At 66.5% G+C, this 25688-nt stretch carries 23 protein-coding genes; 11 read left to right on the top strand and 12 right to left on the bottom strand.

Going from position 1 to position 25688, the window contains the following annotated elements; genetic code table 11:
- Positions 1–49 precede the first annotated feature (49 nt).
- The 4 genes from EYZ64_RS24865 to EYZ64_RS24850 form a co-directional block, all read right to left on the bottom strand.
- Positions 50–1813 carry a hypothetical protein gene (locus tag EYZ64_RS24865; protein WP_135457647.1) on the bottom strand — a complete coding sequence of 588 codons (1764 nt, stop codon included), beginning with the start codon at positions 1811–1813 and terminating at the stop codon, positions 50–52.
- 202 nt (positions 1814–2015) lie between these two features.
- A complete protein-coding gene (locus tag EYZ64_RS24860; protein ID WP_090428904.1) occupies positions 2016–3206 on the bottom strand; it encodes a lipid-transfer protein in 1191 nt (396 codons plus the stop codon).
- A 1104-nt stretch (positions 3207–4310) separates the two neighbouring features.
- The gene (locus EYZ64_RS24855) at positions 4311–4760 is read right to left on the bottom strand and encodes a hypothetical protein (protein ID WP_135457643.1); all 450 of its coding nucleotides are present in this window, start codon (positions 4758–4760) and stop codon (positions 4311–4313) included.
- Between the two features lie 93 nt (positions 4761–4853).
- Complete coding sequence (locus tag EYZ64_RS24850) at positions 4854–5123, bottom strand: hypothetical protein (RefSeq protein ID WP_135457641.1); 270 nt, start codon at positions 5121–5123, stop codon at positions 4854–4856.
- 372 nt (positions 5124–5495) lie between these two features.
- On the opposite strand from EYZ64_RS24850, the gene EYZ64_RS24845 reads away from it, so the two are divergent.
- Positions 5496–6410 carry a trypsin-like serine protease gene (locus EYZ64_RS24845; RefSeq protein WP_135457639.1) on the top strand — a complete coding sequence of 305 codons (915 nt, stop codon included), beginning with the start codon at positions 5496–5498 and terminating at the stop codon, positions 6408–6410.
- A 77-nt stretch (positions 6411–6487) separates the two neighbouring features.
- Positions 6488–7537 carry an NAD(P)H-dependent amine dehydrogenase family protein gene (locus EYZ64_RS24840; protein ID WP_135457637.1) on the top strand — a complete coding sequence of 350 codons (1050 nt, stop codon included), beginning with the start codon at positions 6488–6490 and terminating at the stop codon, positions 7535–7537.
- 4 nt (positions 7538–7541) lie between these two features.
- On the opposite strand, the gene EYZ64_RS24835 is transcribed toward EYZ64_RS24840, so the two are convergent.
- Positions 7542–8597, bottom strand: coding sequence for a zinc-binding dehydrogenase (locus tag EYZ64_RS24835; protein WP_135457635.1), 1056 nt, complete (start codon positions 8595–8597; stop codon positions 7542–7544).
- A gap of 72 nt (positions 8598–8669) precedes the next feature.
- Between EYZ64_RS24835 and EYZ64_RS24830 the strand changes: the two genes are divergently transcribed.
- Entirely contained in the window at positions 8670–9524 is an 855-nt protein-coding gene (locus EYZ64_RS24830; protein WP_135457633.1) for a class II glutamine amidotransferase, read from the top strand.
- 35 nt (positions 9525–9559) lie between these two features.
- Entirely contained in the window at positions 9560–10417 is an 858-nt protein-coding gene (locus EYZ64_RS24825) for a patatin-like phospholipase family protein (protein ID WP_135457631.1), read from the top strand.
- 83 nt (positions 10418–10500) lie between these two features.
- On the opposite strand, the gene EYZ64_RS24820 is transcribed toward EYZ64_RS24825, so the two are convergent.
- Positions 10501–11475: a patatin-like phospholipase family protein gene (locus tag EYZ64_RS24820; RefSeq protein WP_210115570.1), complete on the bottom strand. Its 975-nt coding sequence runs from the start codon at positions 11473–11475 to the stop codon at positions 10501–10503.
- Between the two features lie 66 nt (positions 11476–11541).
- Here EYZ64_RS24820 and EYZ64_RS24815 point away from each other — a divergent pair, with 66 nt between their 5' ends.
- Positions 11542–13251, top strand: coding sequence for a SulP family inorganic anion transporter (locus EYZ64_RS24815; protein ID WP_135457627.1), 1710 nt, complete (start codon positions 11542–11544; stop codon positions 13249–13251).
- On the opposite strand, the gene lpqV is transcribed toward EYZ64_RS24815, so the two are convergent.
- Entirely contained in the window at positions 13248–13706 is a 459-nt protein-coding gene (gene lpqV, locus EYZ64_RS24810) for a lipoprotein LpqV (RefSeq protein ID WP_135457624.1), read from the bottom strand. The two genes, EYZ64_RS24815 and lpqV, sit on opposite strands and share 4 nt — an antisense overlap.
- Before the next feature lie 118 nt (positions 13707–13824).
- Here lpqV and EYZ64_RS24805 point away from each other — a divergent pair, with 118 nt between their 5' ends.
- Together EYZ64_RS24805 and EYZ64_RS24800 are read left to right on the top strand one after the other, a co-directional pair.
- A complete protein-coding gene (locus EYZ64_RS24805; protein ID WP_135457622.1) occupies positions 13825–14349 on the top strand; it encodes a cysteine dioxygenase in 525 nt (174 codons plus the stop codon).
- Between the two features lie 2 nt (positions 14350–14351).
- Positions 14352–14720, top strand: a complete 369-nt coding sequence (locus EYZ64_RS24800; RefSeq protein WP_135457620.1) for a rhodanese-like domain-containing protein — start codon at positions 14352–14354, stop codon at positions 14718–14720.
- Positions 14721–14731: 11 nt separating this feature from the next.
- Here EYZ64_RS24800 and EYZ64_RS24795 read toward each other — a convergent pair whose 3' ends face one another.
- The 3 genes from EYZ64_RS24795 to EYZ64_RS24785 all read right to left on the bottom strand — a co-directional run bounded on the left by EYZ64_RS24795 (position 14732) and on the right by EYZ64_RS24785 (position 18294).
- Positions 14732–16390, bottom strand: coding sequence for an alpha/beta hydrolase (locus EYZ64_RS24795; protein ID WP_135460230.1), 1659 nt, complete (start codon positions 16388–16390; stop codon positions 14732–14734).
- An 81-nt stretch (positions 16391–16471) separates the two neighbouring features.
- Positions 16472–17248, bottom strand: a complete 777-nt coding sequence (locus EYZ64_RS24790) for an enoyl-CoA hydratase (RefSeq protein WP_135457617.1) — start codon at positions 17246–17248, stop codon at positions 16472–16474.
- The gene (locus EYZ64_RS24785) at positions 17245–18294 is read right to left on the bottom strand and encodes an enoyl-CoA hydratase/isomerase family protein (RefSeq protein ID WP_135457615.1); all 1050 of its coding nucleotides are present in this window, start codon (positions 18292–18294) and stop codon (positions 17245–17247) included. The genes EYZ64_RS24790 and EYZ64_RS24785 overlap by 4 nt, the downstream gene beginning before the upstream one ends.
- Positions 18295–18470: 176 nt before the next feature.
- On the opposite strand from EYZ64_RS24785, the gene EYZ64_RS24780 reads away from it, so the two are divergent.
- Entirely contained in the window at positions 18471–19319 is an 849-nt protein-coding gene (locus tag EYZ64_RS24780) for a Bax inhibitor-1/YccA family protein (RefSeq protein WP_135457614.1), read from the top strand.
- Between the two features lie 266 nt (positions 19320–19585).
- Positions 19586–20440 carry a hypothetical protein gene (locus EYZ64_RS24775; RefSeq protein WP_286175331.1) on the top strand — a complete coding sequence of 285 codons (855 nt, stop codon included), beginning with the start codon at positions 19586–19588 and terminating at the stop codon, positions 20438–20440.
- 97 nt (positions 20441–20537) lie between these two features.
- On the opposite strand, the gene EYZ64_RS24770 is transcribed toward EYZ64_RS24775, so the two are convergent.
- On the bottom strand, positions 20538–21755 hold the full coding sequence (locus EYZ64_RS24770; protein ID WP_135457610.1) for an acetyl-CoA C-acetyltransferase: 1218 nt from the start codon (positions 21753–21755) through the stop codon (positions 20538–20540).
- Between the two features lie 44 nt (positions 21756–21799).
- Positions 21800–22774, bottom strand: coding sequence for an SGNH/GDSL hydrolase family protein (locus EYZ64_RS24765; protein WP_502702988.1), 975 nt, complete (start codon positions 22772–22774; stop codon positions 21800–21802).
- A 192-nt stretch (positions 22775–22966) separates the two neighbouring features.
- Here EYZ64_RS24765 and EYZ64_RS24760 point away from each other — a divergent pair, with 192 nt between their 5' ends.
- Together EYZ64_RS24760 and EYZ64_RS24755 are read left to right on the top strand one after the other, a co-directional pair.
- Entirely contained in the window at positions 22967–24004 is a 1038-nt protein-coding gene (locus EYZ64_RS24760) for an alpha/beta hydrolase (protein WP_135457608.1), read from the top strand.
- A gap of 29 nt (positions 24005–24033) precedes the next feature.
- On the top strand, positions 24034–25428 hold the full coding sequence (locus EYZ64_RS24755) for a cystathionine beta-synthase (protein WP_135457606.1): 1395 nt from the start codon (positions 24034–24036) through the stop codon (positions 25426–25428).
- Positions 25429–25688 lie beyond the last annotated feature (260 nt).

Raw genomic sequence — 25688 nt, 5'->3', positions numbered from 1 at the left:
TCAGCTGGTTCGCCGGGGCGGTCCTAGCGCTCGGCGCGCCGGTAGGCGGTCACGACGGCCGCGTTGGGGGGACGTCGACGAGATCGCCCCGGATATCTACCGGCTGTTGTCTCGACGCTTCGGTTACCTTGGCGCACAGTAGGACACTCAATGGCACGCCGAACAGCAGCATCGCGAGTGTCGGGTCGCCGGCCGAAATGTCCGGAAGGCAGGTGACGATCGCCGCGGCCGCGGCGACCAGCAACAGCTGCGCTGACACCGTCAGGACGCCGCCGGTGTGTTCGTCGTCGCGGTCGGCTGCCGGAAACGCCCACAACAGCGCAAACAACGCGGCGGTGACTGCGATGATCGGTGTCAACGGGACGGCGATGACGTTCGGCAGCCAGGATGCGCCACTGACGATCAGCAGTGGGATGAGCACCAGCCGGTTCGCCATCTCCGACGATATGGGTGTTGATTTGCCGAGTAGGCCGAAGATCGTTGCGACACAACCGATGATGGCCAGGCAAATGGCAACTTGCGGAGCCTTCGCCCAAAAGGCGACGGGCCAGTGGTAACCCAGTTGGTCGCCCAACACCCCGATGTACACGGGGACCAGGAACAGCAGTCCCACTCTCGCAACCGACTGTCCGACCGTGCCGTCCCACCGCTCACGCAGCGCTATGGGGATCAACGCGGCGAGGCCCAGCCAGGCGATCAGGAGAACGAGGCCTTCCGGCGGTGTAATGGTGTCTGCCCGCGGTCCGGTGACCGCATTCGCGACCAGATTCACGATCAGCATGAGGGCGATCAGGATGTGGACGGCGAGGGCGCTGACGCCGATGGCCAATGTCGCGGCCACGTCGCCGCGCTGCACCAACGGTGTCCTGAACGAGCGCTGGGTCACGTAGGCGATCGCCACCGCGACGAGGATGGCGTGTGGCCATGTCCAAGGGTGGCCAAGCCCCCAGTAGTTCTCGATGAAGCCCGAGGAGATTCCCGCGACACCGGACACCTCGAGCACGATGACGGCGGCTGCGACGGCACAGATGAATGCGGTGAGCCGCCAGCCGCCACGGTGCGCAGAGATCTGCTGGGCGACGGCCGACCGGGAGTGCGCGGCCAGTGCAACGCCTGCGGTGGCCATGGCCCCGACGAAGGCGAGCGCGATGCCGGGAACGTAGGTCCGGGTCGAGACATCGGCGATGAACATTTCGAGCAGTTCGCCGTCAGGCGGTGGCTTGGCGGCGTTCAGGGCGAGCCCGAATCGGAGATTCGCATGGATGGCGGGGATCCATGGCGCCGCGACAAGGCAGGCGAGGACGAGCCCCACCCACGGCCGGGGAGCCCGATGGCGCACGTGCAGACAGGTGATCACCACCGCGGCGCCGGCGAGCCACGCGACGGCAGAGGGAATAGTCTGCCGGTCTCGGTTGATTGCGAGCATGAGGACGGGGATCAGCGGGACCCACACCCCGGCACACCACGCCAGCACCGCGTGGTGCCGCGGGGCGTCCGGGCCGGTGGCGGTGACGACGTAGCCGGCGGCCGCCGCGCCCGAACCGATGGCGATGCCGCACAGCAGCGGCCAGAACGGCGAGTAGAGGAATACGAGTTCGCCGCCGTAAAGGCTGCCGTTCTTCGACTCGAACAGGTCCGGGATGAAGCCGAACGCCAGCATGATCGCGGAGCCGACCCAGGTAAGGACGGCGAGGATGCGTAGGGGTACCGCGATGCGGCCGGGGCCGAGGCGCGCCGGCCGGTGCCTGGCTTGCTGCCACACGGGGTCCCACAGGCGTTGCGACAAGGGCACTTGCTCACGTGTCTGGTCCACCGCGGCATCGTTGCCGAGCGCACTTGGTGATTTCTTGGATGGCCGGCCGGGCCTCCGACCGAGAACCGGCCTCGTCGCAATCAGCCAATCAGCGCCGCAGGAAACCGGGTGGCCATTGCCTGCCCCCGGCCCCCGCAGCGACCCTCACCTTCAGTCCCAGCTCCTCGACCGCTTCCTTCGTCTAGCGCGTCTGTTCGCGGTCCTAGCGCTCGGCGCGCTGGTACGCGGTCACGACGGCCGCGCCGCCGAGGCCGATGTTGTGCTGCAGGGCCGCATTGACGCCGTCGACCTGTCGCTTGTCGGCGGTGCCGCGCAACTGCCAGGTCAGCTCCGAGCACTGGGCCAGGCCGGTCGCGCCGAGCGGGTGGCCCTTGGAGATCAGCCCGCCGGAGGGGTTGACCACCCAGCGTCCGCCGTAGGTGGTGTCGTTGTTGTCGATCAGCCGCGGCGCCTCGCCCTCGCCGCACAGGCCAAGGGCTTCGTACAGCAGCAGTTCGTTGGCGGAGAAGCAATCGTGCAGCTCGATGACCTGGAAGTCCTCGGGCCCGAGACCGGACTGTGCGTAAACCTGCTGGGCGGCTTGCACATTCATGTCGTAGCCGATGATGTTGGCGGCGCTGCCGTCGAAGGTCGACGCGAAGTCGGTGGTCATCGCCTGCCCGACGATCTCGACAGCCTGACCGGCCAGACCGTGCTTGTCGACGAAGGCCTCGCTGGCCACGATCGCCGCGCCCGACCCGTCGGAGGTGGGGGAGCACTGCAGCTTGGTCAGCGGATCGGAGATCATCTTGGCGGCCAGGATGTCGTCGAGGGTGTACTCGTCCTGGAACTGGGCATACGGGTTGTTGACCGAATGCTTGTGGTTCTTGTAGCCGATCTTCGCGAAATGCTCGGCGGTGGTGCCGTACTTCTTCATGTGCTCACGGCCGGCGGCGCCGAACATCCACGGTGCGACGGGGAAGGCGAACTCATCGATCTCGGCCAGGGCCTTGACGTGCTTGCCCAGCGGGGACTCGCGGTCCTGCGCGCCGCCGCCCAGCGAACCGGGCTGCATCTTCTCGAAACCCAGCGCGATCGTGCAGTCCGCCAGACCGCCGCGAATCGCCTGTGCGGCAAGGAAGAGCGCGGTCGACCCGGTGGAACAGTTGTTGTTGACATTGACGATCGGGATGCCCGTCATGCCCAGCTCGTACAGGGCGCGCTGGCCCGAGGTGGAATCCCCCGAGCAGTACCCGACGTAGCCCTGCTGCACCTGGTCATACGAGATGCCCGCGTCCTCGAGCGCCTTGGTGCCGGACTCGCGCGCCATGTCCGGGTAGTCCCAACCTTCACGCCGACCGGGCTTCTCGAACTTCGTCATCCCCACGCCGACGACAAACACTTTGTTAGCCATGCAACGGAACATACTTCATCGCGAAATCGGGGCAACCGTCTTCAACTGGAGTTGACGCAAGCGCACCGTCAGCGCCGCCGCGGCCAGTAGGGAGAACACTCCGAGCCGCCACCAGTTCGCCGGATTGCCGCCGTCGCGGTCGAGGCAATGATTGACCGCGTGTAGGGGTCTCGCCGACCGCGCGTCGTGTCGAATTCAGGATGTTTGAAAGCCCGATCGCCCGCCCGCAGAAGAGGGAGGTCATCGGGCGATCGGGCCACACGTTAGCGCCGCCTATTGCGCAGCGTGCGCCAGGAGTGTAGCCAGGGCATTGACCTGAACGCTTCCAAATTTCCCTGGGCTTGCAGCAAACGGGTGGCCGAACGTGACTGCCCGCCTTCGGAGTGCGAACCCGATCATGTTTGTTGACGGGTGCGCGGGAATGGAGAGCTGTTCGGCGGCCTGATTGCCCACGGCCTATGTGGCCTTGGACCGTTCGTTCGCCCGCTCGAAATGGTGGTCGTCCTCGCCGAGTAGGCGATCGCTACGAACGCTGGGAGTGCCTCGCTCTGTGAACGAATCGATGAGATGCAACCGCATCGATTCGTTGAGCGCCGCGGCGAGCAGCTGCGCGGTCCCGTCGGTTCGTGGTGCGAGTTGTCGCATTCGCTCGATGAGCTGGAGCGTGAACGAATGACGAGGCCGTACGATCGGTAGGTCTGGCCCAGCGAACAATGTTGTTGGTAGGGCGATTTCGCAATGCTCGACGACCGGTCCGTATGTGCCGGCAGCTGGACGCTCCGTCGTAGGCAATACCCACAGATCGGCCCCATTCAGCGGCACCAACGTGGGGGCATCTCCCTGCGAGGGCCGCAACGATCCGATGCTCGCACACAGTGTGATTCGGTGCGGCGCGTGGACCTCCCAGTCTGGGTGTTCGAGGAAGGGAGCGGCACCCAAGGTTGCGACAAACCAGGTGCGGAATCCTCGGCGGCGGTTCTCCTTGGGCGGTCCGCCGGTCACATTCCGGCGCGCGTCTCCCATTACCAACACTCCGGCGGTGATGGCGGACTTCGTCTCATGCTGGGAGGATAGCCGTTGCCCTTCAGCGCATTTCGCGAAGAATTACATCTGGCCGAGGGCGTTGACATCGGTGACGCTGACCCAGAATCCCTCGTTGCTGCGGTTGTTGGTGAACCGCGTGCCGTCGCTGAACGCCTCAACCGCCCAACCGTTGGCGATGTAGGTCTGGTCGTAACGGATGGTGTGGAGCGGGTCCGTCACGCCGAGGTCGGCAGCCAGATACGTGAATTTTCCGTTCTGGTCGAGCGTCACCGAATTGGCGACGTCACCCGATGCCGTCAGCGGCGGATTCACGAACTGCACCGTGCAGTTCACCGCGTCTCCTTGGATGCCGCACAATGTCCGTCCCGACTCGGTGCGGATGTAGGTGACCCCGCCCGCCCCCGTCGGCAGGATCTCGTCAGCTGCGGCGATACCCGGTAGCGCAAGCGATCCGCCGAGGATCGCACCCGCTGCGGCAGTGCCGATCAGAACCCGACGACCAAAATCCATGCGTGCTCCTCGCTTTCGCCGCCAGAGTCCCGCGCTGCGGTGCCGCCTCGTCGGTGTTCCGGCCGCGGACCCCTCGGCCGCGCCCGCACCGAACTAGTTGGGATTGTCGGAATTCCAGAGGTACCAGTGCTCGGTGTCACCGCGGTCATCACCGATTCGGCAGTACCAGTACGGGTATGAGTGGTCGTTGATCTGCAGATGAACGGTCGGCCCGTCTTCTCGGCACTCCGCTTCGGTGTAGTAGAACTCCTCCACGCCGTCGTAACCCACCACCAGTATGTCGTCGGCGTGGGCGATGCCTGTCGTGTTGGCCAACGCGGCGCCCATTGCCAACGCGCCGACAACAGCAATCCTCTTCAGCACAGAGATTTCCTCCCACTCGAGGTCGGGACCGTCCCGAGCAAACCGAGTGGACAGTACCTGGCGAACGTACAAGATGCTTCCAGAAAATTCACAGGGTTTCAATAAACGGCCGGTGCGGCGACGGTCCATCTCTTACACGTGGGGCATCAGGACATTTCGATACCGAAGGCATCGGCAACCGCCGCAGTCTAGGTATTTCGGGGACGTGCTCGGCGGATAGAGAGTTCGCCGAGGCAACGCCGAAATTGCTCCTCAGCAACTCAGTACCGAACCGGTTCGTAGGATACGGTGACGACCGTTGATCCATCCAACGGGAGTCGATATGACAACGAGAGACATCTCCGGAGCCGATCTCTGCTTGGTCGGCCTGGCATGAGCGACGTTTTCGATCCGGATGGGTCCACGGCTTATCCGCCGGCGCCACCGGTCAAACCGCCCCGCCGGGCGTTGCGCCGCATCCTGTTGACCGTTGTGGGGCTCGTCGTCGTCATCGTGGTGGCGTTCGTGGTCCTGATCCTGTGGCCCAACCCGACGGTGCCGGCAGATCAGCCCAACATGACTCCGGTCGCTACCGGGACGAACAACGACTGGCTGTCCTTCGACGACTTCGTGCCGGGCACCGCAATTGCCACCGACAGCGTCGACGCCACCACCGATGAAGTCGACTCCCACGAGTGCACGTTGGCGTTTCTCGGCCGCGATGCGACCGATACCGCGATCGCGTTCACCGCCGGCCACTGTCGCAAAGAGGGATTCGGTGATCGCCCGTACTTCACCCGAGCAACTGATCCGGACACCCACGTCGAATTGGGAGAGTTCACAACCAGTCAGACCGGGGCCGAACCGAGCAAGGTCGTGCAGACCGGTAAGGATGATTGGGCGGACTTCGCGGTGATCGCCGTCGATCCTGATCTGGCAGAAGATGTCTCGCCGAACGCGCGGATCGCGGGCGTGTACAGGGTGACCAAGGTTCTCGATCATCACTATCTGTTGAACAACAACGTGACCCTCTGCAAGTTCGGCTTTGTCTCCGGTGAGACGTGCGGAAAGGTCGAAGTGGTGACCGGCACGCAAGTGCAGGCGGACGTCTACTCCGCCGAGGGTGATTCGGGTTCGCCGGCTTATGTGAAGCTCGGGAATGACGAGGTCGCCGCCGTCGGGATTCTTCGTGGGTCCCCCGAGGGGGAGGACGACTACAGCGAGTTCACGCTGATCGCGCCCGTGCTCGATGCGACCCGTGCCACTTTGGTCTGCGACCCGGCTTGTGAAACAGGTCAGGCCAACTGATCGATCGTGCTTCCGCTGACGACCACGGTGGTGTAGACCTGAAGTAGAACGTGTTCTAGTTCTGCCGAGGAGGGTCTGTGACGTTACGCGTCGTGCAGTGGGCAACCGGTGGGGTCGGCGTGGCCGCGATCAAGGGCGTGCTCGAACATCCTGACCTGGAACTGGTCGGCTGTTGGGTGCACTCGGACGCCAAGAACGGCAAGGACGTCGGCGAGATCATCGGCACCGACCCGATCGGCGTCATCGCCACCAACAGCGCCGAGGACATCCTGGCGCTGGACGCCGACGCGGTGATCTACTCGCCGCTCATCCCCAACCCCGACGAGGTCGCCGCGCTGCTGCGCTCGGGCAAGAACGTCATCACCCCCGTCGGCTGGCTGTACCCCAGCGAGAAGCAGGCCGCGCCGATGCGGGCCGCCGCGCTGGAGGGCAACGCCACGCTGCACGGCACCGGGATCGCTCCCGGCGGGATCAGCGAGAAGTTCCCGCTGGTGTTGTCCGCGATGGCCACCGGGGTGAACTTCGTTCGCGCCGAGGAGTTTTCCGACCTGCGCACCTACGACGCGCCCGATGTGGTGCGCCACGTCATGGGATTCGGCGGCACCCCCGACACCGCGCTGAGCGGACCGATGCAGAAGATGCTCGACGGTGGATTCATCCAGGCCGTCAAGATGGTCGTGGATCACGTCGGGTTCAAGATCGATCCGCGGATCCGGGCCACCCAGGAGATCGCCGTGGCCACCGCACCCATCGACTCGCCGATCGGCGTGATCGAACCCGGTCAGGTGGCCGGCCGCAAGTTCCACTGGGAGGCCCTCGTCGACGGCGAGCCCGTCGTGCGCGTCACGGTGAACTGGCTGATGGGTGAGGAAAACCTGGACCCCGCATGGACTTTCGGCCCGGCCGGGCAGCGCTACGAGATGGAGGTCCGCGGCAACCCGGACTTCACCGTGATCATCAAGGGCTTTCAATCCGAGGCCGGCGAGGAAGGCCCGGAGTCCGGTGTCGTCGCCACCGCCGCGCACTGCGTCAACTCGGTGCCCGCGGTATGCGCCGCGGCACCCGGGGTGGTGACCTACCCGGACCTGCCGCTCATCAGCGGGAAGGCCGCGCCCGGGTTGCGCTGAAACCCTAGGGCCGCACCAGGATCCGGATCGGATTACCCTCCTGGCGCTCCAGCTTGTCGATGCCCACCGCCACATCCTCCAAGGAGACGATCTCGCTGACCGAACGGGACAGATCCAGTCGGCCCAGTGATACCAGCGTCGCCAGCGTGGAGATGTCGACGTTCTGGTACCCCAGATGGCCGAGCACCTGCTTCTGAGTCAGGCCGAACATCGACGTCGGGCCGACGGTCGGTTCCTGGGCGCTCATCCCGACGGCGACCAGCCGCCCCCCGACGGTCAGCTGGCTCAGCGCCTGCTCGAACGTCGACTTGAGCCCCACCGCATCGAACGCCACATCCAGCCCCCGACCCCCGGTGACCTCGGCGATCTTTTCGCCGAGCCGCTCGTCACCGGCGTCGAACGCATAGTCGGCGCCGAGTTCCAACGCGCGCTCCAGCACCTCTGGTTTGATGTCGACGGCCACCACCGGCACCGCACCGACCAGCCGGGCCAGCTGCGCGATGTGGGTGCCGACCCCGCCCAGGCCCCACACCCCGACCGACTCGCCGATACCGACCTTGCCCGTGCGCACCACCGCCCCGTACGGCGTCGACACCGCATCGGCCAGGATCGCCGCCTGCTCCAGCGGCACGTTGTCCGGCACCCGCGTGAGCCCGACCGCCTGAGCCAACGTGTACTCGGCCCACGCCCCGTCATAGGCGAAGGCCATCAACCGGATTCGCAAGCAGTTGGCGATATCGCCGCGCCGGCAATTGGCGCATTCCATGCAGGGCCGGCCCGCCGCGATGATCACGCGGTCGCCCTCGGCCCAACCCGTGACATCCGGGCCCAGCTTGGCGATGGTGCCCGAGGCTTCATGGCCCTGCGTCACCACCGGCGCCTGGGCCGGGAAGGTGCCGTTGATCAGGCTCAGGTCGGAATGGCAGATCCCGCAGAACGCCACCTTGACCAGCACCTCGCCCGGGCCCGGTTCCGGAATCGGAACATCTTCCACCACAACTCTTTTGGTGTCGGCGTAGAAGCGCTCCGCCCGCATGGTCGGCCTGAGATCGGATGTCATCGCATCCTCCCTTCTTGTCTTCTACCCGGCTACTATCGAAAATCATGGCACTTCATCGGGTGGGCTGAGGCCATGTGCCGATTGTTCGGTCTGCACGCCGGCCGCCGGCTGGTGCCGGCGACCTTCTGGCTGCTGGACGCGCCGGATAATCTCGCCGAGCAGAGCAGGCGCAACCCCGACGGCACCGGGCTGGGCGTATTCGGCGCCGACGGCGTCGCAGAGCTGCACAAGGAACCCGTCGCGGCGTGGCAGGACTCCGAATTCGCCACCGAGGCACACGATGTCACCGCGACAACCTTCATCGCGCACGTCCGCTACGCCTCGACCGGCGCGCTTGACGTGGTGAACACCCATCCCTTTCTCCAGGATGGCCGGATCTTCGCGCACAACGGTGTGGTCGAAGGGCTGGGCGGCCTCGACGACCGGCTCCGTGAGCTGAGGGTGGCGGACCTCGTGAAAGGTCAGACCGACTCCGAACGCGTCTTCGCGCTCATCACCGCGGCCGCCCGGGCACGTGACGGCGATGTGGGCGCGGGCGTCGTCGATGCCATCGGCTGGCTGGCCGACAATGTCCCGATCTACGCCGTCAACATCCTGCTCAGCACGGCCACCGACATGTGGGCTCTTCGCTACCCGGACACGCACGACCTGTACATGCTCGACCGCAGGCACCCCGATGAGCGGCGCCTGCGGCTGCGCAGCGCGCGGATCCGTGCCGAATCCGAGCTTCTGACGTCGCAGCCGTCGGTGGTCTTCGCGAGTGAGGCGATGGACGACGAGGAGTGGCAGTCCATCGCCCCGGGCGAGCTGGTGCACATCGATGCGGACCTGCGGATCAGCACCCGGGTCGCATTTCCGGACCCACCGCGGCATCTGCTGCGCCGCGACGACCTGTCCGCGCAGGCGGCCGCGTCGCAGCACGCTTAGCTCCGGCTTTCGGGGCCCTGGCACACTCGACCTTCGTGACTTCCAAACGTGCACTGGTGCTCGCCGGCGGCGGTATCGCGGGGATTGCCTGGGAGACCGGCATCCTGCAGGGCATTGCCGACGAATCTCCCCAAACCGCTGACGCGCTACTCGCCTCGGACGTGCTGGTGGGCACGTCAGCAGGTTCGACGGTGTCCGCGCAGCTCGGCAGCGGGCTGCGTCTGGAAGAGCTGTTCGAGCGCCAGATCGGTGCCGAATCAGCCGAGCTCGACCCCGGGGTGAGCATCGACACCGTCACCGACCTGTTCGTCAAGGCCGTACTGACAGCCAACACCACCAAGGCGCAGAAGCTGCAGCAGATCGGTGCCGTGGCGCTCAACACCGCCACCATGGACCCGGCGGTCCGGCGCAAGGTGATCGAAGCGCGGCTGCCCTCGCACGACTGGCCCGACCGGGAGCTGCGGATCTCAGCCGTCGACATCGACACCGGCGAGCTGGTGACCCTTGACCGGAACTCCGGGGTGTCCCTGGTTGACGCCGTCACCGCCAGTTGCGCGGTGCCCGCGGTGTGGCCGGTCGTGACGATCGCCGGCCGCCGGTTCATGGACGGCGGGATCGGAAGTGCGGTCAACACGGTGCTGGCCGCCGACTGCGACACCCTGGTGGCGCTGGTGCCGCAGGGCCGTTCGACACCATCACCGTTCGGCACCGGCGCGGCGCAGGAGGTCGACGGCTTCGACGGACGGTCACTGGGGATCTTCGCCGACGACGACGCCCTGGCCGCCTTCGGGACGAACCCGCTCGACCCGGACTGCCGGGTGCCGTCGGCGCAGGCCGGACGTGCGCAGGGCCGGCGGGTGGCGGCTGAGGTCGCCGCGTTCTTGGCGGGCTAGCTCCGCCGAAACTGCATTCCAACAGGCGGCTTCTCGTACTTTTCCTGCTGGAATGCCATTTCGGCGAGTGAAGTGAGGTGGACTCAGCCGTCGAGCGCTCGCGCGGCCAACTCCTGCCCGGCGGCGATCACCTCGGCCGCGCGGTTGAACTCCAGGCTGCGACACACCGTGCGGGGAACCTCGATCAGCAGGTCAGGCGGGTACGCCGCGAGTGTGTGCCGGGCCAGCGCTGCCTGGGCGATGTCGATGGTGCGGTACATGACCTCGAAGCTGCCCAGTCGCGGAGTATCGGCGGGTTGCGGCCCGCCCGAATCTTCTGCGTCGGCTGAGTCCTCATCGGCGTCGGGTACCGAGGAGCCAAACCGGCTGAGGACGGCCCGGGCCGTCGGCCGGTCGAGCACGCTGCGCACCGAGGCCGTGTCGAGTACCGCCGAGGTGCTGCGCATCATGCGGTTGAGCCATTCGGTGCTGGGCCGCGGCTCGGGGTCGGCGACGGGTATCGCAGCTGTTCCAGGATCCCCGCCGGACAAGCTGACCGCGATTGTGAGGTCCGCGTTGACCGCGGCGATCGGCGCCATGGGCAGCGGGTCGAGGATGCCGCCGTCACCGAGCAGCCGGCCGTTGAGTACGTGCGGCGCGATCACACCGGGGATGGCAATCGACGCCCGGATCGCCGAGTCCAGCGGGCCGCGTTGCAGCCACACCGATTTGCCGGCGATCAGGTCGGTCGCCACGGCCGTGTACGGGATCGGCAGTTCCTCTATCGTGGCGTCGCCGATGATGTCGCGGACCGCGTCGAGAATCTTCTCGGCACGCAGGATTCCAGCCGCGGTGATCGACGGATCCAACAGCCGCAGGACCGCCCGCTGAGTCAAAGTCCGTGCCCAGTCGGCGAACTCGTCTAGCTTGCCCGCCGCATGCAGGCCACCGACCAGCGCGCCCATCGATGACCCGGACACCCCTACGACCTCGAAACCACGGTCGTGCAGTTCGTTGATCACCCCGATGTGTGCGTAGCCGCGAGCCCCACCACTGCCGAGGGCCAGAGCAACACGCATACGTCCATTGTGGTGCAACCGGTGAAGTGCCGCCCCAGACGACCCCGTTCGTGACAGGGTTGCCCCGTGGGTGCGCCAACATTCGCTCGGAAGCTGGGCCGTCCCAAGCCCCGTGATGTCGTCGCCGGACTGGTCACGGGCCTGTTCTCCATACCCGAGGGCATGGCCTATGCCAGCATCGGCGGGTTCAACCCGGTCACCGGCATCTACGCCGGCATCATGCCCGGCATCATCGGGTCACTGTTCGCCCGGACGGTGCTGATGGTGACGACGCTGACGAGTGCGATCGCACTCACGTCGCGCAGTGTGCTCAAGGAGGCCGGGCTGGATCCGCAGGATCCGGCCAACGTAGCCGCGCTGGCTCTCGTCGTCGGTGCCGTGATGCTGCTGTTCGGTCTGCTGCGGTTCGGCTCGATCATGAACTTCGTCTCCAACGCTGTGATGACCGGCTTCTCCACCGGCATCGCCCTGCAGATCGTGGCCGGTGTCCTCGGCGACGCCACCGGTTACAAACCGCAGAGCGGCAACACCATTGGCAAGTTCATCGACTCGCTGGCACACATCGGCCTGTGGCATCCGGCTGCCGTCGCGGTGGCGCTGGGCACCGTCGCGGTGTGGGCGGTCTTCCACTTCATCAAGCCTCTCGAATCTTTCGCGACGCTGCTGGCGCTCGTCGTGGTGACAGCGGTGGTGGCCGTCGCGCACATCGACGTCGAAACCGTCGGCGACATCGCGTCGATCGCGAATGCGCTTCCCCCGGTGACGGTTCCGAACTTCGCTGCGATGCCCGAGCTGATCGTCGGCGGTGTGGCGGTGGCACTCGTCGCGCTGGCTCAAGCCGCGGGAATCTCTGCGGCCGTACCGAACCCGGACGGCAGCCGCACCAACATGAACGGAGATTTCCTGGCCCAGGGCGCGGCGAACGTGGCGGGCGGACTGTTCGGTGCGCTGCCGGCCGGCGGCTCGCTGTCACGCACCGGGGTGGCGACCTCGGCGGGCGCCCAGACCCGGTGGGCCGGCATCTTCGCCGGGCTCTGGCTTGCCGTGCTGGTGCTCGTCGCCGGCTCGGCCGCAGAGATCATCCCGATGCCCGTGATCGGCGGGCTGATCCTGGTGATCGGCGCCGAACTCGTCGTCGGCCGGCTGCCCGACATCAAGCTGGTGCTGCGGGTCGCGCCGCTGTCGGCGGTGGCGATGCTCGTCACCTTCGCCGCCACCACCCAGCTGCCACTGCACACCGCGATCGTCATCGGCGTGATCACCTCGCTGGTGCTCTACTGCGCCAAGGCGGCCGAGGCCGCGCAACTGGTCGCGCTCACACCGGCGCCGGACGGCGGCTGGCAGCAGGCCCCCGTGCCCGAGCGGTGCGCCAGCAACGACGTCACCGTGCTGCACTACGCCGGGGTGGGGCTGTTCGCCGAGGTGGCCCGGATCGACGAAACCTGGCCCCGGGCCGAAGGGACCGCCAACGCCGTCGTGGTGCTCAGCCTGCGGGCGCTGCCCGACGTGCCGTCGTCGGTGACGATCAAGGCGCTGCGCCGATGGGCCGGCCAACTGACGGCCAACAACGGCAGGCTGATCATCTCCGGGGTCAACCCCGGCACGGCGGAGGTGCTGCGGCGCGGCGGCCTCGATGACCTGCTGGGGAACGACGGTGTCGTGCCCGCTTCAGACCGCATCTTCGGCGCGCTCGACGAGGCCGTCGAGCGGGGCCGCGCCTGGGTGGCCACCCAGGGCGGCGAATCGGGGGATTTGCCGCAGCGTGATTCGAACTAGCTGCAGAGCTCGTCGGCCGCTGCCTGCGCCGCGACGATGACGGCAGCCTGACGGCCCGGTTCGAGCTGGGCCCAGGCCACGTTGTAGGTGCCCGGTCCTGGTGCTGCGTCGGGTGCCTGCACGCTCGCCAGGTACGGCTCGATCTGCGCTTTCAGATCCCCGCCCTTCGCTTGCATCCAGAGCTTGGCGACGTGACAGGCCTGGAAGTACTCCTCCTCGGTGGACTGTGCGTCGGCGCCGATGGCGGTTGTGACCCCGGCGGGGGACGTCGCGATCTCGCCGGGCTTGAGCTTCGGAGTCGGCGATTCGGTGGTCGTCGTCGCCTGTGGGGAAGGTGCCGTGGATGCCCCGGACTGGTCCTTGCCGGCCTCCGTCGAGCATCCGATCAGCAGGCTCAGGCCGGCTGCTGCTGCGGCTCCGGCGGTCAGGCGTGTGGTCCACGTGTAACGGCGCATGCCGCCAATCTATGCAACACTGGCGGCCGTGACGGAAAGGACCGGATTCCAGGAGTGTTGTCGGGCTTGCTAGCGCGCCCGTCTGCCCTGTTCCGCCGCCGTCCTTGGAGTTCCTCTGATGCTGTCCACACTCGCGCCCGTCCCTGCTGTCTCCGCGCCCACCCGGCTGCGACTGCCCGACCTGCTGCACGCCACCGACCGCGCCGCCGACGAGGTGTTGTCCGGCCGTTACGACCGGCTGCTGCGGGGCCTGCCGAAGGAGGACCGGTGGTACACCCGGTTGTCCGGTGACGACGAAATCGACGTCTGGCTGATCAGCTGGGTGCCCGACAAGTCGACCGAACTGCACGACCACGGCGGATCCCTGGGTGCCCTGACCGTGGTGTCCGGTTCGTTGCGCGAAACCCGTTGGGACGGTGAGTTGTTGCGGCAGCGCCGGCTCTCGGCGGGGGATCAGGCGGCGTTCCCGCTGGGTTGGGTTCACGACGTGGTGCATGCACCCGGGCCGGTGACGGTGTCGGGGCCGACGCTGAGCGTGCACGCCTACTCGCCGCCACTGACCGCGATGTCCTACTACGAGGTCACACCGCAGAACACGTTGCGGCGCAACCGCACCGAACTCACCGACGCGCCGGAGGGATAGCGATGAGCCGCATCGACACCGCGCTGGAGCAGGCCCGCACCCGGCTGCGTCGGCTGCCCGCTTCAGAGCTTCCGGAGGCGCTGAATTCCGGTGCCGTGCTGGTCGACATCCGCCCGGCCGCTCAGCGTGCCGCCGAGGGCTCGGTGCCCGGAGCACTGGTCATCGAGCGCAATGTGCTGGAGTGGCGCTGCGATCCGACCAGTGACGCGCGGATCCCGCAGGCCGTCGACGACGACGTCTACTGGGTGATCCTGTGCTCGGAGGGCTACACCTCGAGCCTGGCCGCCGCCTCGCTGGTCGACCTCGGTCTGCACCGGTCCACCGACGTCGTCGGCGGCTATCACGCGTTGGTTGCTGTCGGCCAGGTGTAAACCGCGGTCGCTCAGGCGTTCTCGTTGCTGCTCAGCATGGGGCGCAGCTTTGCGGTCATCTCCGGGGTCCAGCCCGGCGGCTGCAGTACTGCGGCCCACGCATCGGCCACGTTCTGCACGTAGACGTGGCCGTGTCCGTCGGGAACGTCCACGGCCACTGCCATGTCCGCTGACACCTGAAGGAACGTCACCACCGGAATCCACTCCATGCGGCGGGACACGTCATACCCACGGGGTTCTCGCAGCCAGTCCGGCTTGGCGAACAGCAGATCGGGCGTCCACCAGGAGATCGGGTCGGACGCGTGCTGCAGATACACCGCGCGGGGATGGGACCAAGGCGCGTCGGGCCGGTTCAGATTCTCGTCTTTCGCGACGAATCGGACGTTCTCGCCGTTGTCGTAGATGGGCAGCCACTCCGGTGAACCGGCGTCGCGATCTCGGGTGAGCGTCGTCCAGATGGTGTTCTTGAACGTCGGGCCCGAGAACAGCGCGCCGTCGGTGCGGGCGACCAGATTGTTCAGCGACAGGAACGGGGCCTCGCCGCCGAACGATCCCAGGCTTTCCCCGAACACCACCAACTTCGGGCGCTTGTCCTCGGGCATCGCACGGACCAACGCGTCGACGGCCTCGAACAGCGCCTGTCCGGCCTGGCGCGCGTTCTCCTGGTCGACCAGGAACGACAGCCAACTCGGCAGGAACGAGTACTGCATCGAGACGATCGCGGTGTTGCCGTTGTACATGTACTCCAGCGCCGAGGCCTCGGCCTCATTGATCCAGCCCGTGCCCGTCGTGGTGGCCACTGCGATCACTGCGCGGTTCAGCCCGCCGGTACGCTGTAATTCCTTGGCCGCCAAGGCCGCGGTGGCCTTGATGCCATCAGCGGAATGCAGGCCCGCGTAGGCCCGGATCGGTTCGACCGCGGGTTTGCCGCTGAACCGCGAAAGTTGTTGCACGGTAGGGCCGGCCGAGACGAAAACCCGGCCCTGATGGCCCAGCGATTCCCAGCTGGCCAGCGATTGCGGGCCGCCTGAGCGTAGCGGTGACATCGGGGCGGGGAAGTCAGGATCGTTCTCGTCGTTGACGGCCGCAAACGTGCGGTTGATGGTGTCCATCGCGACCCGGACCACCACACCGTTCAGCAGTGCGATGCTCAAAGCCAGCAGCAACGCCACCACCACAACGGCCGAAACCCGTGGCGGCAGAAAGCGATCCAGCTTGCGATCCAGGAAACGCACCAGCTTGCCGATCAGCTGGCCCACCTCGACGAACGCGAACAACACCACGAGCGACAGCACCGCCGTCAACGGGTGATCCCAGAACTTCAGCCGGGGCACACCCATGAAGTCACGGATCTCGTCCTGCCAGACGTGAAAGTAGACGATCATCAGGACCTGGCCGATGACACCGACGACCAGCAGCGACAGCCAGGCCCACTTCGGCGCCCGCGGGCTGGTTTCCGCCGAACGCATGTAGCGCACCAGCCACACCCCGAAAACGCCGATCCCGTAACCGGTCGCGCCGGCCGCCCCGCTGACCAGGCCCTGGAAGAGCGGGCCGCGGGGCAGCAGCGACGGCGTCAGCGAGAACCAGACGAACACCAGACCCAGCGCGGTGCCGAAGAACGTGTAGTGGCGTGACCACCACACCGGTTGGGGCGCCGGCCCGGCCATCGGTTCAGTAGGAGGCTTGGGCGGAGCCTCGGCGGTCTCGGTGGCCGGAGTGGGTGAGTCGGTGTCGGTCACCCGTCGACTTTAGCGATGCGTGAAGTTGGCGGCGCGCTTCTCGGAGAACGCCGCCATGCCTTCCTTCTGATCGGCAGTAGCGAACGCCGAGTGGAACAACCTGCGCTCGTAGAGCAATCCCTCGGCCAGGGTGGACTCGAAGGCGCGGTTGACCGCTTCCTTGGCCATCCGAGAGGCCGACAGTGACATCCCGGCGATGGTCTCGGCCACGGCAAGGGCCTCGTCGATCAGTGAGTCCGCGGGCACCAGGCGGGAAACCAGGCCGGCGCGCTCGGCTTCCACGGCGTCGATGGTGCGGCCGGTGAGGATCAGATCCATCGCCTTGGCCTTGCCGATCGCCCGCGTCAGCCGCTGCGAACCTCCCATGCCGGGCAGTACCCCCAGCTTGATCTCGGGCTGACCGAACTTCGCCGAATCCGCGGCGATCAGGATGTCGCACATCATCGCCAGCTCGCAGCCGCCGCCCAGCGCGTACCCGGCGACCGCGGCGATCGTCGGGGTGCGGGTGGCCGCGAACTTCGACCACAGCTCGAAGAAATCGGTCGAGTACACGTCGGCGAACGACAGCTCGGCCATCTCCTTGATGTCTGCACCGGCGGCGAAGGCCTTCTCGTTGCCGGTGACGATGATGGCGCCGACGCTTGGGTCACGGTCGAGTTCGGCTGCGGCGGTGGTCACCTCGGTCATCACCTGGGTGTTGAGCGCGTTGAGCGCCTTGGGCCGGTTGAGGGTGATGGTGGCGACCCGATCGGTGCGGGTCACCAGGATGGTCTCGAACTCACTCATTTGTTCTCCTCCTGGAAGGTCAGGTCGGGGTCTGCCGGAACGAAGTACGCCTCGACGTCAGCGGGGGTGACCGCTGCGATCGAGGAAGGTGACCACTGCGGGTTGCGGTCCTTGTCGACGAGCTGAGCCCGGATGCCCTCGACGAAATCATGGGACTTCACCGATGCGCACGAGGTCCGGTATTCCTGGCGCAGCACGTCCTCCAGTGTCTCCAGCTTGGCCGCCCGGCGCACCGCTTCGAGCGTGACGGCCAGCGCAACGGGGGAGCGGGTGGCGATGAGGTCGGCGGCATCGCCGGCTGGTCCTGCGCCGTGACCGCGCAGTGCGGCGATGATGTCTGCCACGGATTCGCCGGCATAGCACTCGTCGATCCAGCTGCGCTGCTCGAGCAGTGGGCTGGCGGGCGGTTCGATGGCATAGGTAGCCAGCGCGTTCTGGACGCCGTCGGCGATGACGGACTCGATGAAGTCGGCCAACTTGTCATGGGGCACGTAGTGATCGGCGAAACCCATGGCGATCGCGTCGGCACCGGAGAACGGTGCACCGGTGAGCGCGGCGTGCAATCCGAGCGCGCCGGGAGCCCGCGACAACAGGTACGTGCCACCGACGTCGGGGATGAAGCCGATGCCGACCTCGGGCATCGCCATCTTGGTGGTGTCGGTGGCCACCCGAACGGTCCCGTGCGCGGCCACACCCACGCCGCCGCCCATCACGATGCCATCCATCAACGCCACGTACGGCTTGGGATAGCTGCCGATGTAGGCGTTCAGCAGGTACTCGTCGTACCAGAACCGGCGCGCGTCGGCGCCGCCCTCCCGGGCGCTGTGATAGAGCGCCACGACGTCTCCGCCCGCGCACAGGCCGCGTTCGCCAGAGCCGGTCAGCAGCACGGTGTGAACGGAGTCGTCGTTCTCCCAGGCGTGGAGTGCCTCGGACATGCCCGCGACCATCGCATCGTTGAGCGAGTTGATCGCCTTGGGCCGGTTCAGCGTAAGGATCCCGACGCCGTTGCGGACACTTACTAGGACGTCCTCGTTTTCTGTCACGAGATGCAATCTAGTTCGGCCTCCCAGGGACGGTGCGCTACGGGTAGGGTTTGCCTCAAGATCAAACCTGGAAGTTTCCTGAGAGTCTTTTTGGCCTCGACGGGAACCCGCCAGGGACATCGATCGTTGAGCCAGATAGTTCGTTACCGAACATCTCATAGGAGAGGAACCCGACGGTGCGCGAAACCAGCAACCCGGTATTCCGCAGCCTGCCGAAGCAGCAGGGCGGATACGCACAATTCGGTACCGGAGCCGCCGGCTTCGGTACACAGCAGGTGCATGCGCAGCCCTACGCGCAGGAGTACCTGGAGCAGCCCCAGACTGGTGTTTCTCGGCCGCTGACCATCGATGACGTCGTCACCAAGACCGGCATCACGCTGGCCGTCGTGTCGGCCGTCGCGGTCGTGTCCTACTTCCTGGTGGCCGGAAACACGGCCCTGATGATGCCGTTCACCATGATCGGTGGCCTCGGCGGTCTGGTCATGGTGCTGATCGCCACCTTCGGCCGCAAGCAGGACAACCCGGCCATCGTGCTGACGTACGCGGCGCTGGAGGGTCTGTTCCTCGGCGCGGCGTCGTTCCTCTTCGCCAACCTGGTGTCCAGCGGCGGGCCCAGCATGATCTTCCAGGCCGTGGTGGCCTCGATCGGTGTGTTCATCGGCATGCTCGTGGTCTACAAGACCGGCGCCATCCGCGTGACGCCCAAGTTCACCCGGATGATCGTCGCCGCGATGTTCGGCGTGCTGGCACTGGTTCTGGTCAACTTCGTGCTCGCAATGTTCGGTGTTGGCGGCGGTGAAGGCCTGGGCCTGCGTTCGGGCGGTGGCCTGTCCATCGCGTTCTCGCTGTTCGTCATTGCCCTGGCTGCGTTCAGCTTCCTGATCGACTTCGACGCAGCGGACCAGATGATCCGCGCCGGTGCTCCGGAGAAGGCCGCATGGGGCATCGCCCTGGGCCTGACCGTCACCCTGGTCTGGCTGTACATCGAGATCCTGCGGTTGCTGTCGTACTTCAACAACGACTAGCAACCCTGCCCCGAGAAAGGCGTCTGCGATTGCGGGCGCCTTTTTCTTTTGCCTTTTTCGGGCAAGCGCCGAATCTGCGCTGAGGGTGCCGAGTCTGCGCCGAGGGTGCCGAGTCTGCGTTGAGAGCGTGAAATCGCGCGAAACCGTGCTCTGAGCGCAGGCTCGGAGGCCTGTACACAGAGTCGATTTCATCCACAGCCGTGGCTCGCCGACGCCTGCACGAATGGTGGCTGTCGGGGATGCCTCGCACCGTAGGCGCCGTGAGCATCTTCGACAGTCCGTTCATCGGCTCAGAAGCGTTGCGGGCCGGTCTGATCCGCAAGCACCAGTTGCGTGCCAACTTCCTCGCCGTCTTCCCTGATGTCTATGTGGCCCGGGACTTCAGCCCGGGGCTGGTTGATCGGGCCAGGGCGGCATGGCTGTGGTCGCACCGCCAGGGAGTGCTGGCAGGTATCACCGCGGCGGCCTTGCACGGGGCGAAATGGGTCGACGATTCCGCACCGATCGAGTTGAGGTGGGTCAATGCCCGGTGCCCGCTCGGCGTGCGGACATCCGCAATGTGCTTGCAGCCGACCGAGATCGGACAGGCCCACGAGCTTCCCGTGACGACACCGGAGCGGACTGCCTTCGACATCGGCCGCACCCCGGGGATCGGTCGCGCGGTGGCCCGGCTCGATTCCCTCGTCAGGGCAACAGGATTCAAGGTTCGCGATGTCGAAGAAGTGGCTGCACGGCATCACGGAGCCCGCGGACTGCGCCAACTTGAGAGGGTGCTTCCGATGCTCGATGCAGGGGCCCAATCTCCGAAGGAGACCTGGCTGCGCCTGCTCCTCATCGACGACGGTCTACCGCGCCCGCAGACTCAGATCCCCGTGGTGGGGGCAAATGGCTATCCGTTCGCCTACCTCGATATGGGTTGGGCCGAATGGATGGTCGCGGTGGAGTACGACGGCGACCAACATCGCAGTGATCGCATGCAGTACGTGAAGGACATCCGCCGGATCGCCGAGCTGGAGCGGATGGGCTGGATCATCATCAGAGTGGTGGCAGAGGACCGGCCGTCCGAGATCCTGCGGCGGGTCCGCGACGCACTCGCTGGTAGGCAAGTCACCCTGCCGTGAGTGCAACGAGTCTGCGTACAGATCGCGAAATCGGGTGAAATCGCGATCTGTACGCAGACTCGGCAAAGGTGCAAAGGTGCAAAGGTGCAAAGGCGAACTAGCTCAGGCGCTCCACAACCATCGCCATACCCTGGCCGCCACCGACACACATGGTCTCGATGCCGAAGGTCTTGTCGTAGGTCTGCAGGTTGTTCAGCAGCGTCGCGGTGATACGGGCACCGGTCATGCCGAACGGGTGGCCCAGCGCGATCGCGCCGCCCGAGACGTTCAGCCTGTCCTCGTCCATGCCGAGTGCGCGGGCCGAACCGAGGACCTGCACCGCGAACGCCTCGTTGATCTCGTAGAGGTCGATGTCGGAGAGTTCCATCTTCGCGTTCCCGAGCGCCTGCTTGACGGCGTCGATCGGGCCGAGGCCCATGATCTCCGGCGACAGGCCGGAAACGCCGGTGGACACGATGCGGGCCAGCGGGGTCAGGCCCAGTTCCTTGGCCTTGGTGTCGCTCATGATCACCACGGCGGCCGCGCCGTCGTTCAGGGGGCAGGCATTGCCGGCGGTGATGGTGCCGTTGGGCCGGAACACCGGCTTGAGCTGGCTGATCTTCTCGTAGGTGGTGCCGGCACGCGGGCCGTCATCGGTGGAGACCACGGTGCCGTCGGGCAACGTCACGGGAACGATCTCGCGCTCGAAGAAGCCGTTCTTGATGGCCTCTTCGGCCTTGTTCTGCGACCGCACGCCCCAGTGGTCCTGGTCCTCGCGGCTGATGCCGGTGTGTAGCGCGACGTTCTCGCCGGTCTGGCCCATCGCGATGTAGACGTCGGGCAGCAGGTCGTTCTCGCGCGGGTCGGTCCAGGAGTCGGCGCCCTCGGCTTGCTTGGCGGTTCGTTCCTGGGCGTCGGCGAACAACGCGTTCTTGCTGTTCGGGGCACCGTCAGCGGCTCCGACGCCGAAGCGCGACACGGTCTCGACGCCGGCAGAGATGAACACGTCGCCCTCGCCGGCCTTGATCGCGTGGAACGCCATCCGGGTGGTCTGCAGCGACGAGGAACAGTAGCGGTTGACGGTGGTGCCCGGCATGAAGTCATAGCCGAGCTCGACGGCCACGGCGCGGGCGATGTTGTAGCCGGCCTCACCGGCAGGCTGTGCGCAGCCCATCATCAGGTCGACGACGTCGCGCGGATCCAGTGCGGGCACCTTGTCGAGAACGGCCTTGACCATCTGCGCGGCCAGGTCGTCGGGACGCATGGTGGCCAGTGAGCCCTTGACGGCCCGGCCGATCGGCGAGCGGGCAGTGGCAACGATGACGGCTTCAGGCATGACGGCTCCTGCTAATCGAATGGCTTAGAAAACTCAGGTTGAAACTAGCCCGCGTGCACCACGATGGGTGCGGGCACCCCGGTTGAGCGGCGCCACAGCCTGCTGACTCCGCCGAGCCGGGTCAACAGTGTCCGGGTGTCGGCGGCTCCGGATTCCAGCGCCGCGTCACCGTCCCACTCGCCGAGGACAGTGCACAGCGCAGGCAGCAACTGCTTGGCCGCCAGTGCATAACCGGCCGCCGACGGATGGAACATGTCCTCGGAGAACAGCAGGTCAGGGGCCTTGTGGAAGTCCCGGGCCAGGAGATCGGAGAACGGCACGGGTATGCCGCCGGCCGCTCGCACGGCGCCGGCCTGGGCGCGGGCAAGGCGCAGGCCGAGGTTGCGCGCGACGGTGCGCAACGGTTGAGGGATGGCGGTGATCACCCCGAAGTCGGGGCAGGTGCCGACCACGACGACGGCTCCCGCCGCCCGTAGCCGGCGCACGGCGTCGCCGACCCGTCGCGCCGACGGCCCGATGCCGTTGGGTTTGGTGATGTCGTTGGCGCCGATCATGATCACAGCGGCATCCGGCGGTGGGCCGGCGACGAACATGGCATCGATCTGGCCGGACAACCCCTTGGATGTGGCGCCGACAATCGCCTTGGTGCTCAAGCGGACTCGTTTGCCGAACTGCTCGGCCACACCGCGCGCGATCAGCACTCCCGGCACCTCGTCGGGCACGCGGCAGCCGTATCCGGTGGCCGTGGAGTCGCCGAAGATCATCAGGTGCAGGTCGAACGGGACTCCGCGTTCCCACTTCTCGACCGGCCCGCCGCCGGGGAGATACACGCCATCGGCGCGGGGTGGGATGTCCCAGGACTTGGGGATGACCTGACGGGCCTTGTCAGCCTGCCCACTGAGCAGGTTGCGTGCTCCGATATAAGCCGATCCAGTTGACGCCAGCGTCGCCGCAGCGGCGAGGGCGATGGTCGAACGGCGCGGGACGCGCACGTGAGGAGCACTTCGGCTTGAACCCACGTGACCAGTCTAGGTGGGTCAGACGGGTTCTCCGCGTGGCGCTTCAGCGTGGCGATCACGGTGCTGTATCAAGTCCGGTATCAAATCAGTTTATTTGACTGTTGAACTGTTTACGGATGTCAAGCTAAGTTACCCGGGTTGTCTGAGTGACGAAGCTCACCTAGCACTACAAAGACGTAGGAAGTGGTGACGATGACTGCACCGAGCGAGATATCCAGGTCGCATCATGCCGGCATAAGCCCAGCCAGGGCCCACCGCGGGCGTAGGTTCCCGGTCAGTGACGGCGCGCCCGTCGAGGTGGTCGAGGACGGCCCGAGCCTGGCAGGCCGATTGGTTTCGCTGGCGGCCATGCTGACAATCAAGCCGACCCTGGCAATTGGTAGCCACGTACCGCATCTGCCGTGGCCGTTCGGGTTGGTCAATTTCGCCGCCCGGCTGATCCGCCCGGCGCCCGGGACCATCAAGGCCACCATCGCGCTGCCCAACTGCAAGGCGCAGCTCGTGCGGGCCGACGGCGTCCTTCCCGCCGACGGAAAACGCAGCGTCATCCTCTATCTGCACGGCGGTGCGTTCCTGGCCTGCGGGGCCAATACCCACTCCGGGATCGTCACGGCTCTGTCCGGATACGCCGACAGCCCGGTGCTCGTGGTCGATTACCGCATGCTGCCCAAGCACTCCGTGGGCACCGCGATCGACGACTGTTACGACGCGTACCGCTGGCTGCGGCTGGCCGGCTACCAGCCGGACCAGATCGTGCTGGCCGGCGACTCGGCAGGCGGCTATCTGTCGCTGGCACTGGCCGAGCGCCTGGTCGACGAGGGCGAGATGCCGGCCGCGCTGGTGACGATGTCGCCGCTGTTCGAGATCGACAACGAGTCCCGGGCCAACCACCCGAACATGCACTCGGAGGCGATGTTCCCGGCCAAGGCGTTCGAAGCCCTCGTCGAGCTCATCGAGGCCGCGGCCAGACGCAAGGGTGAGCAGGTCTACGAGCCGCTCGATCATGTCGAGCCCGGTCTGCCGCGCACGCTGATCCACGCGTCGGGCTCGGAGGTTCTGCTCAGCGATGCGCGAAAAGCCGCGCACATGCTGGCCGCGGCGGGGGTTCCCGTCGAGCTCCGGATCTGGCCCGGTCAGATGCATGTCTTCCAGCTCGCGGCGCCTCTGGCGTCGGAAGCGAAGCGCTCGTTGCGTCAGATCGGCGAATACATTCGAGAGGCCACCTGGTGAGCTTTCGGCGGGCCTGAGACCATTGACGTATGCGCATCGCCAGGCACATCAGTGAGCTCATCGGCAATACCCCGCTGGTCCAGCTGAACTCAGTTGTCCCCGAAGGCTCGGGGGTGGTCCTGGCCAAGATCGAGTACCTGAACCCCGGTGGCAGCTCAAAGGACCGCATCGCGGCCAAGATGATCGACGCCGCCGAGGCCAGCGGTGAGCTCAAGCCCGGCGGCACCATCGTCGAACCGACGTCCGGCAACACCGGGGTGGGTCTGGCGCTGGTGGCCCAGACGCGCGGATACAAGTGCATCTTCGTCTGCCCTGACAAGGTCAGCGAGGACAAGCAGAATGTGTTGCGCGCCTACGGTGCCGAGGTCGTGGTGTGCCCGACGGCGGTACCGCCGGACCACCCGGACAGCTACTACAGCGTCTCCAACCGCCTCGTCGAGGAGATCGACGGCGCCTGGAAGCCGGACCAGTACTCCAACCCGATGGGGCCGGAGAGCCACTACGAGACCACGGGCCCGGAGATCTGGGCCGACACCGATGGAACGGTGACGCATTTCGTGGCCGGCGTCGGCACCGGCGGCACCATCACCGGCACCGGCCGGTACCTCAAGGAGGTATCGGACGGGAAGGTGAAGATCATCGGCGCCGATCCGGAAGGCTCGGTCTACTCCGGCGGGACGGGCCGTCCCTACCTGGTGGAAGGCGTCGGCGAGGACTTCTGGCCATCGGCATACGACCCCTCGGTCCCCGACGAGATCATCGCCGTCTCCGACGCCGATTCGTTCGACATGACCCGACGGCTGGCCCGCGAAGAGGCGCTGCTGGTCGGCGGATCCTGCGGCATGGCCGTGGTGGCCGCACTCGAGGTGGCCCGCAAGGCCGGCCCGGGCTCGGTCGTCGTGGTGTTGTTGCCCGACGGCGGACGCGGTTATCTCTCAAAGATTTTCAACGACGCATGGATGTCGTCCTACGGATTCCTGCGCAACCGGCTGGACGGTTCGATCGAGCAGTCGACCGTCGGAGACGTGATGCGCGGCAAGTCCGGCGCGCTGCCCGACCTGGTGCACACCCACCCTTCGGAGACGGTGCGCGACGCGATCGGCATCCTCCGCGAATACGGCGTCTCCCAGATGCCGGTGGTCGGCGCCGAGCCTCCAGTGATGGCGGGTGAGGTCGCGGGCAGCGTGTCAGAGCGGGAACTGCTGTCCGCGGTGTTCGAGGGCCGGGCGAAGTTGGCCGACGCGGTCGCGGAACACATGAGCCCGCCGTTGCCGCTGATCGGTGCGGGGGAGTTGGTTTCCACGGCCGCCAAGACGCTGCGCGAGTGCGACGCGGTGATGGTCGTCGAGGAGGGCAAGCCTGTCGGCGTGCTCACCCGCCACGATCTGCTCGGGTTCCTGTCCGAGGGCGGCGGTCGGCACTAGACACATCGGGGGCATCGCGCCGCGTGGAATACCTTGCCTCCAGCAACTTCTCAGCTAGGGTGAGCTGGCCTAGGGCCGGCAAACTCAGGCACCATCACCGCCCAAAGCGACGAACGTCCTTCTGCACCCAGCGAATGCGCTCGTGTTGACCTGTCCAACTGGGTTGACGGTGCGTAATCTGCCTGTGAAGCAGTCTGTAGATCTAGGTGCTGGCAGAAAGTAGCGTCCATTCGCGGACCGCTATCCGAGATGAGGAGAGC

The organism is Mycobacterium sp. DL99 (assembly GCF_004762045.1).
In the GTDB taxonomy this organism is placed as follows: domain Bacteria; phylum Actinomycetota; class Actinomycetes; order Mycobacteriales; family Mycobacteriaceae; genus Mycobacterium.
Note: the sequence above shows the minus strand (reverse complement) of the source record. Positions and strands in the feature narration are given on the sequence as shown.

What these genes read in the sequence shown, in the direction of transcription:
- EYZ64_RS24790 (WP_135457617.1), bottom strand. Translation starts at nt 17,248, where the DNA reads ATGAGTGAGTTCGAGACCATCCTGGTGACCCGCACCGATCGGGTCGCC.
- EYZ64_RS24800 (WP_135457620.1), top strand. Translation starts at nt 14,352, where the DNA reads ATGAGCCGCATCGACACCGCGCTGGAGCAGGCCCGCACCCGGCTGCGT.
- EYZ64_RS24830 (WP_135457633.1), top strand. Translation starts at nt 8,670, where the DNA reads ATGTGCCGATTGTTCGGTCTGCACGCCGGCCGCCGGCTGGTGCCGGCG.
- EYZ64_RS24855 (WP_135457643.1), bottom strand. Translation starts at nt 4,760, where the DNA reads ATGGATTTTGGTCGTCGGGTTCTGATCGGCACTGCCGCAGCGGGTGCG.
- EYZ64_RS24795 (WP_135460230.1), bottom strand. Translation starts at nt 16,390, where the DNA reads ATGGCCGGGCCGGCGCCCCAACCGGTGTGGTGGTCACGCCACTACACG.
- EYZ64_RS24845 (WP_135457639.1), top strand. Translation starts at nt 5,496, where the DNA reads ATGAGCGACGTTTTCGATCCGGATGGGTCCACGGCTTATCCGCCGGCG.
- EYZ64_RS24805 (WP_135457622.1), top strand. Translation starts at nt 13,825, where the DNA reads ATGCTGTCCACACTCGCGCCCGTCCCTGCTGTCTCCGCGCCCACCCGG.
- EYZ64_RS24835 (WP_135457635.1), bottom strand. Translation starts at nt 8,597, where the DNA reads ATGACATCCGATCTCAGGCCGACCATGCGGGCGGAGCGCTTCTACGCC.
- EYZ64_RS24760 (WP_135457608.1), top strand. Translation starts at nt 22,967, where the DNA reads ATGACTGCACCGAGCGAGATATCCAGGTCGCATCATGCCGGCATAAGC.
- EYZ64_RS24755 (WP_135457606.1), top strand. Translation starts at nt 24,034, where the DNA reads ATGCGCATCGCCAGGCACATCAGTGAGCTCATCGGCAATACCCCGCTG.
- EYZ64_RS24820 (WP_210115570.1), bottom strand. Translation starts at nt 11,475, where the DNA reads ATGCGTGTTGCTCTGGCCCTCGGCAGTGGTGGGGCTCGCGGCTACGCA.
- EYZ64_RS24770 (WP_135457610.1), bottom strand. Translation starts at nt 21,755, where the DNA reads ATGCCTGAAGCCGTCATCGTTGCCACTGCCCGCTCGCCGATCGGCCGG.
- EYZ64_RS24860 (WP_090428904.1), bottom strand. Translation starts at nt 3,206, where the DNA reads ATGGCTAACAAAGTGTTTGTCGTCGGCGTGGGGATGACGAAGTTCGAG.
- lpqV (WP_135457624.1), bottom strand. Translation starts at nt 13,706, where the DNA reads ATGCGCCGTTACACGTGGACCACACGCCTGACCGCCGGAGCCGCAGCA.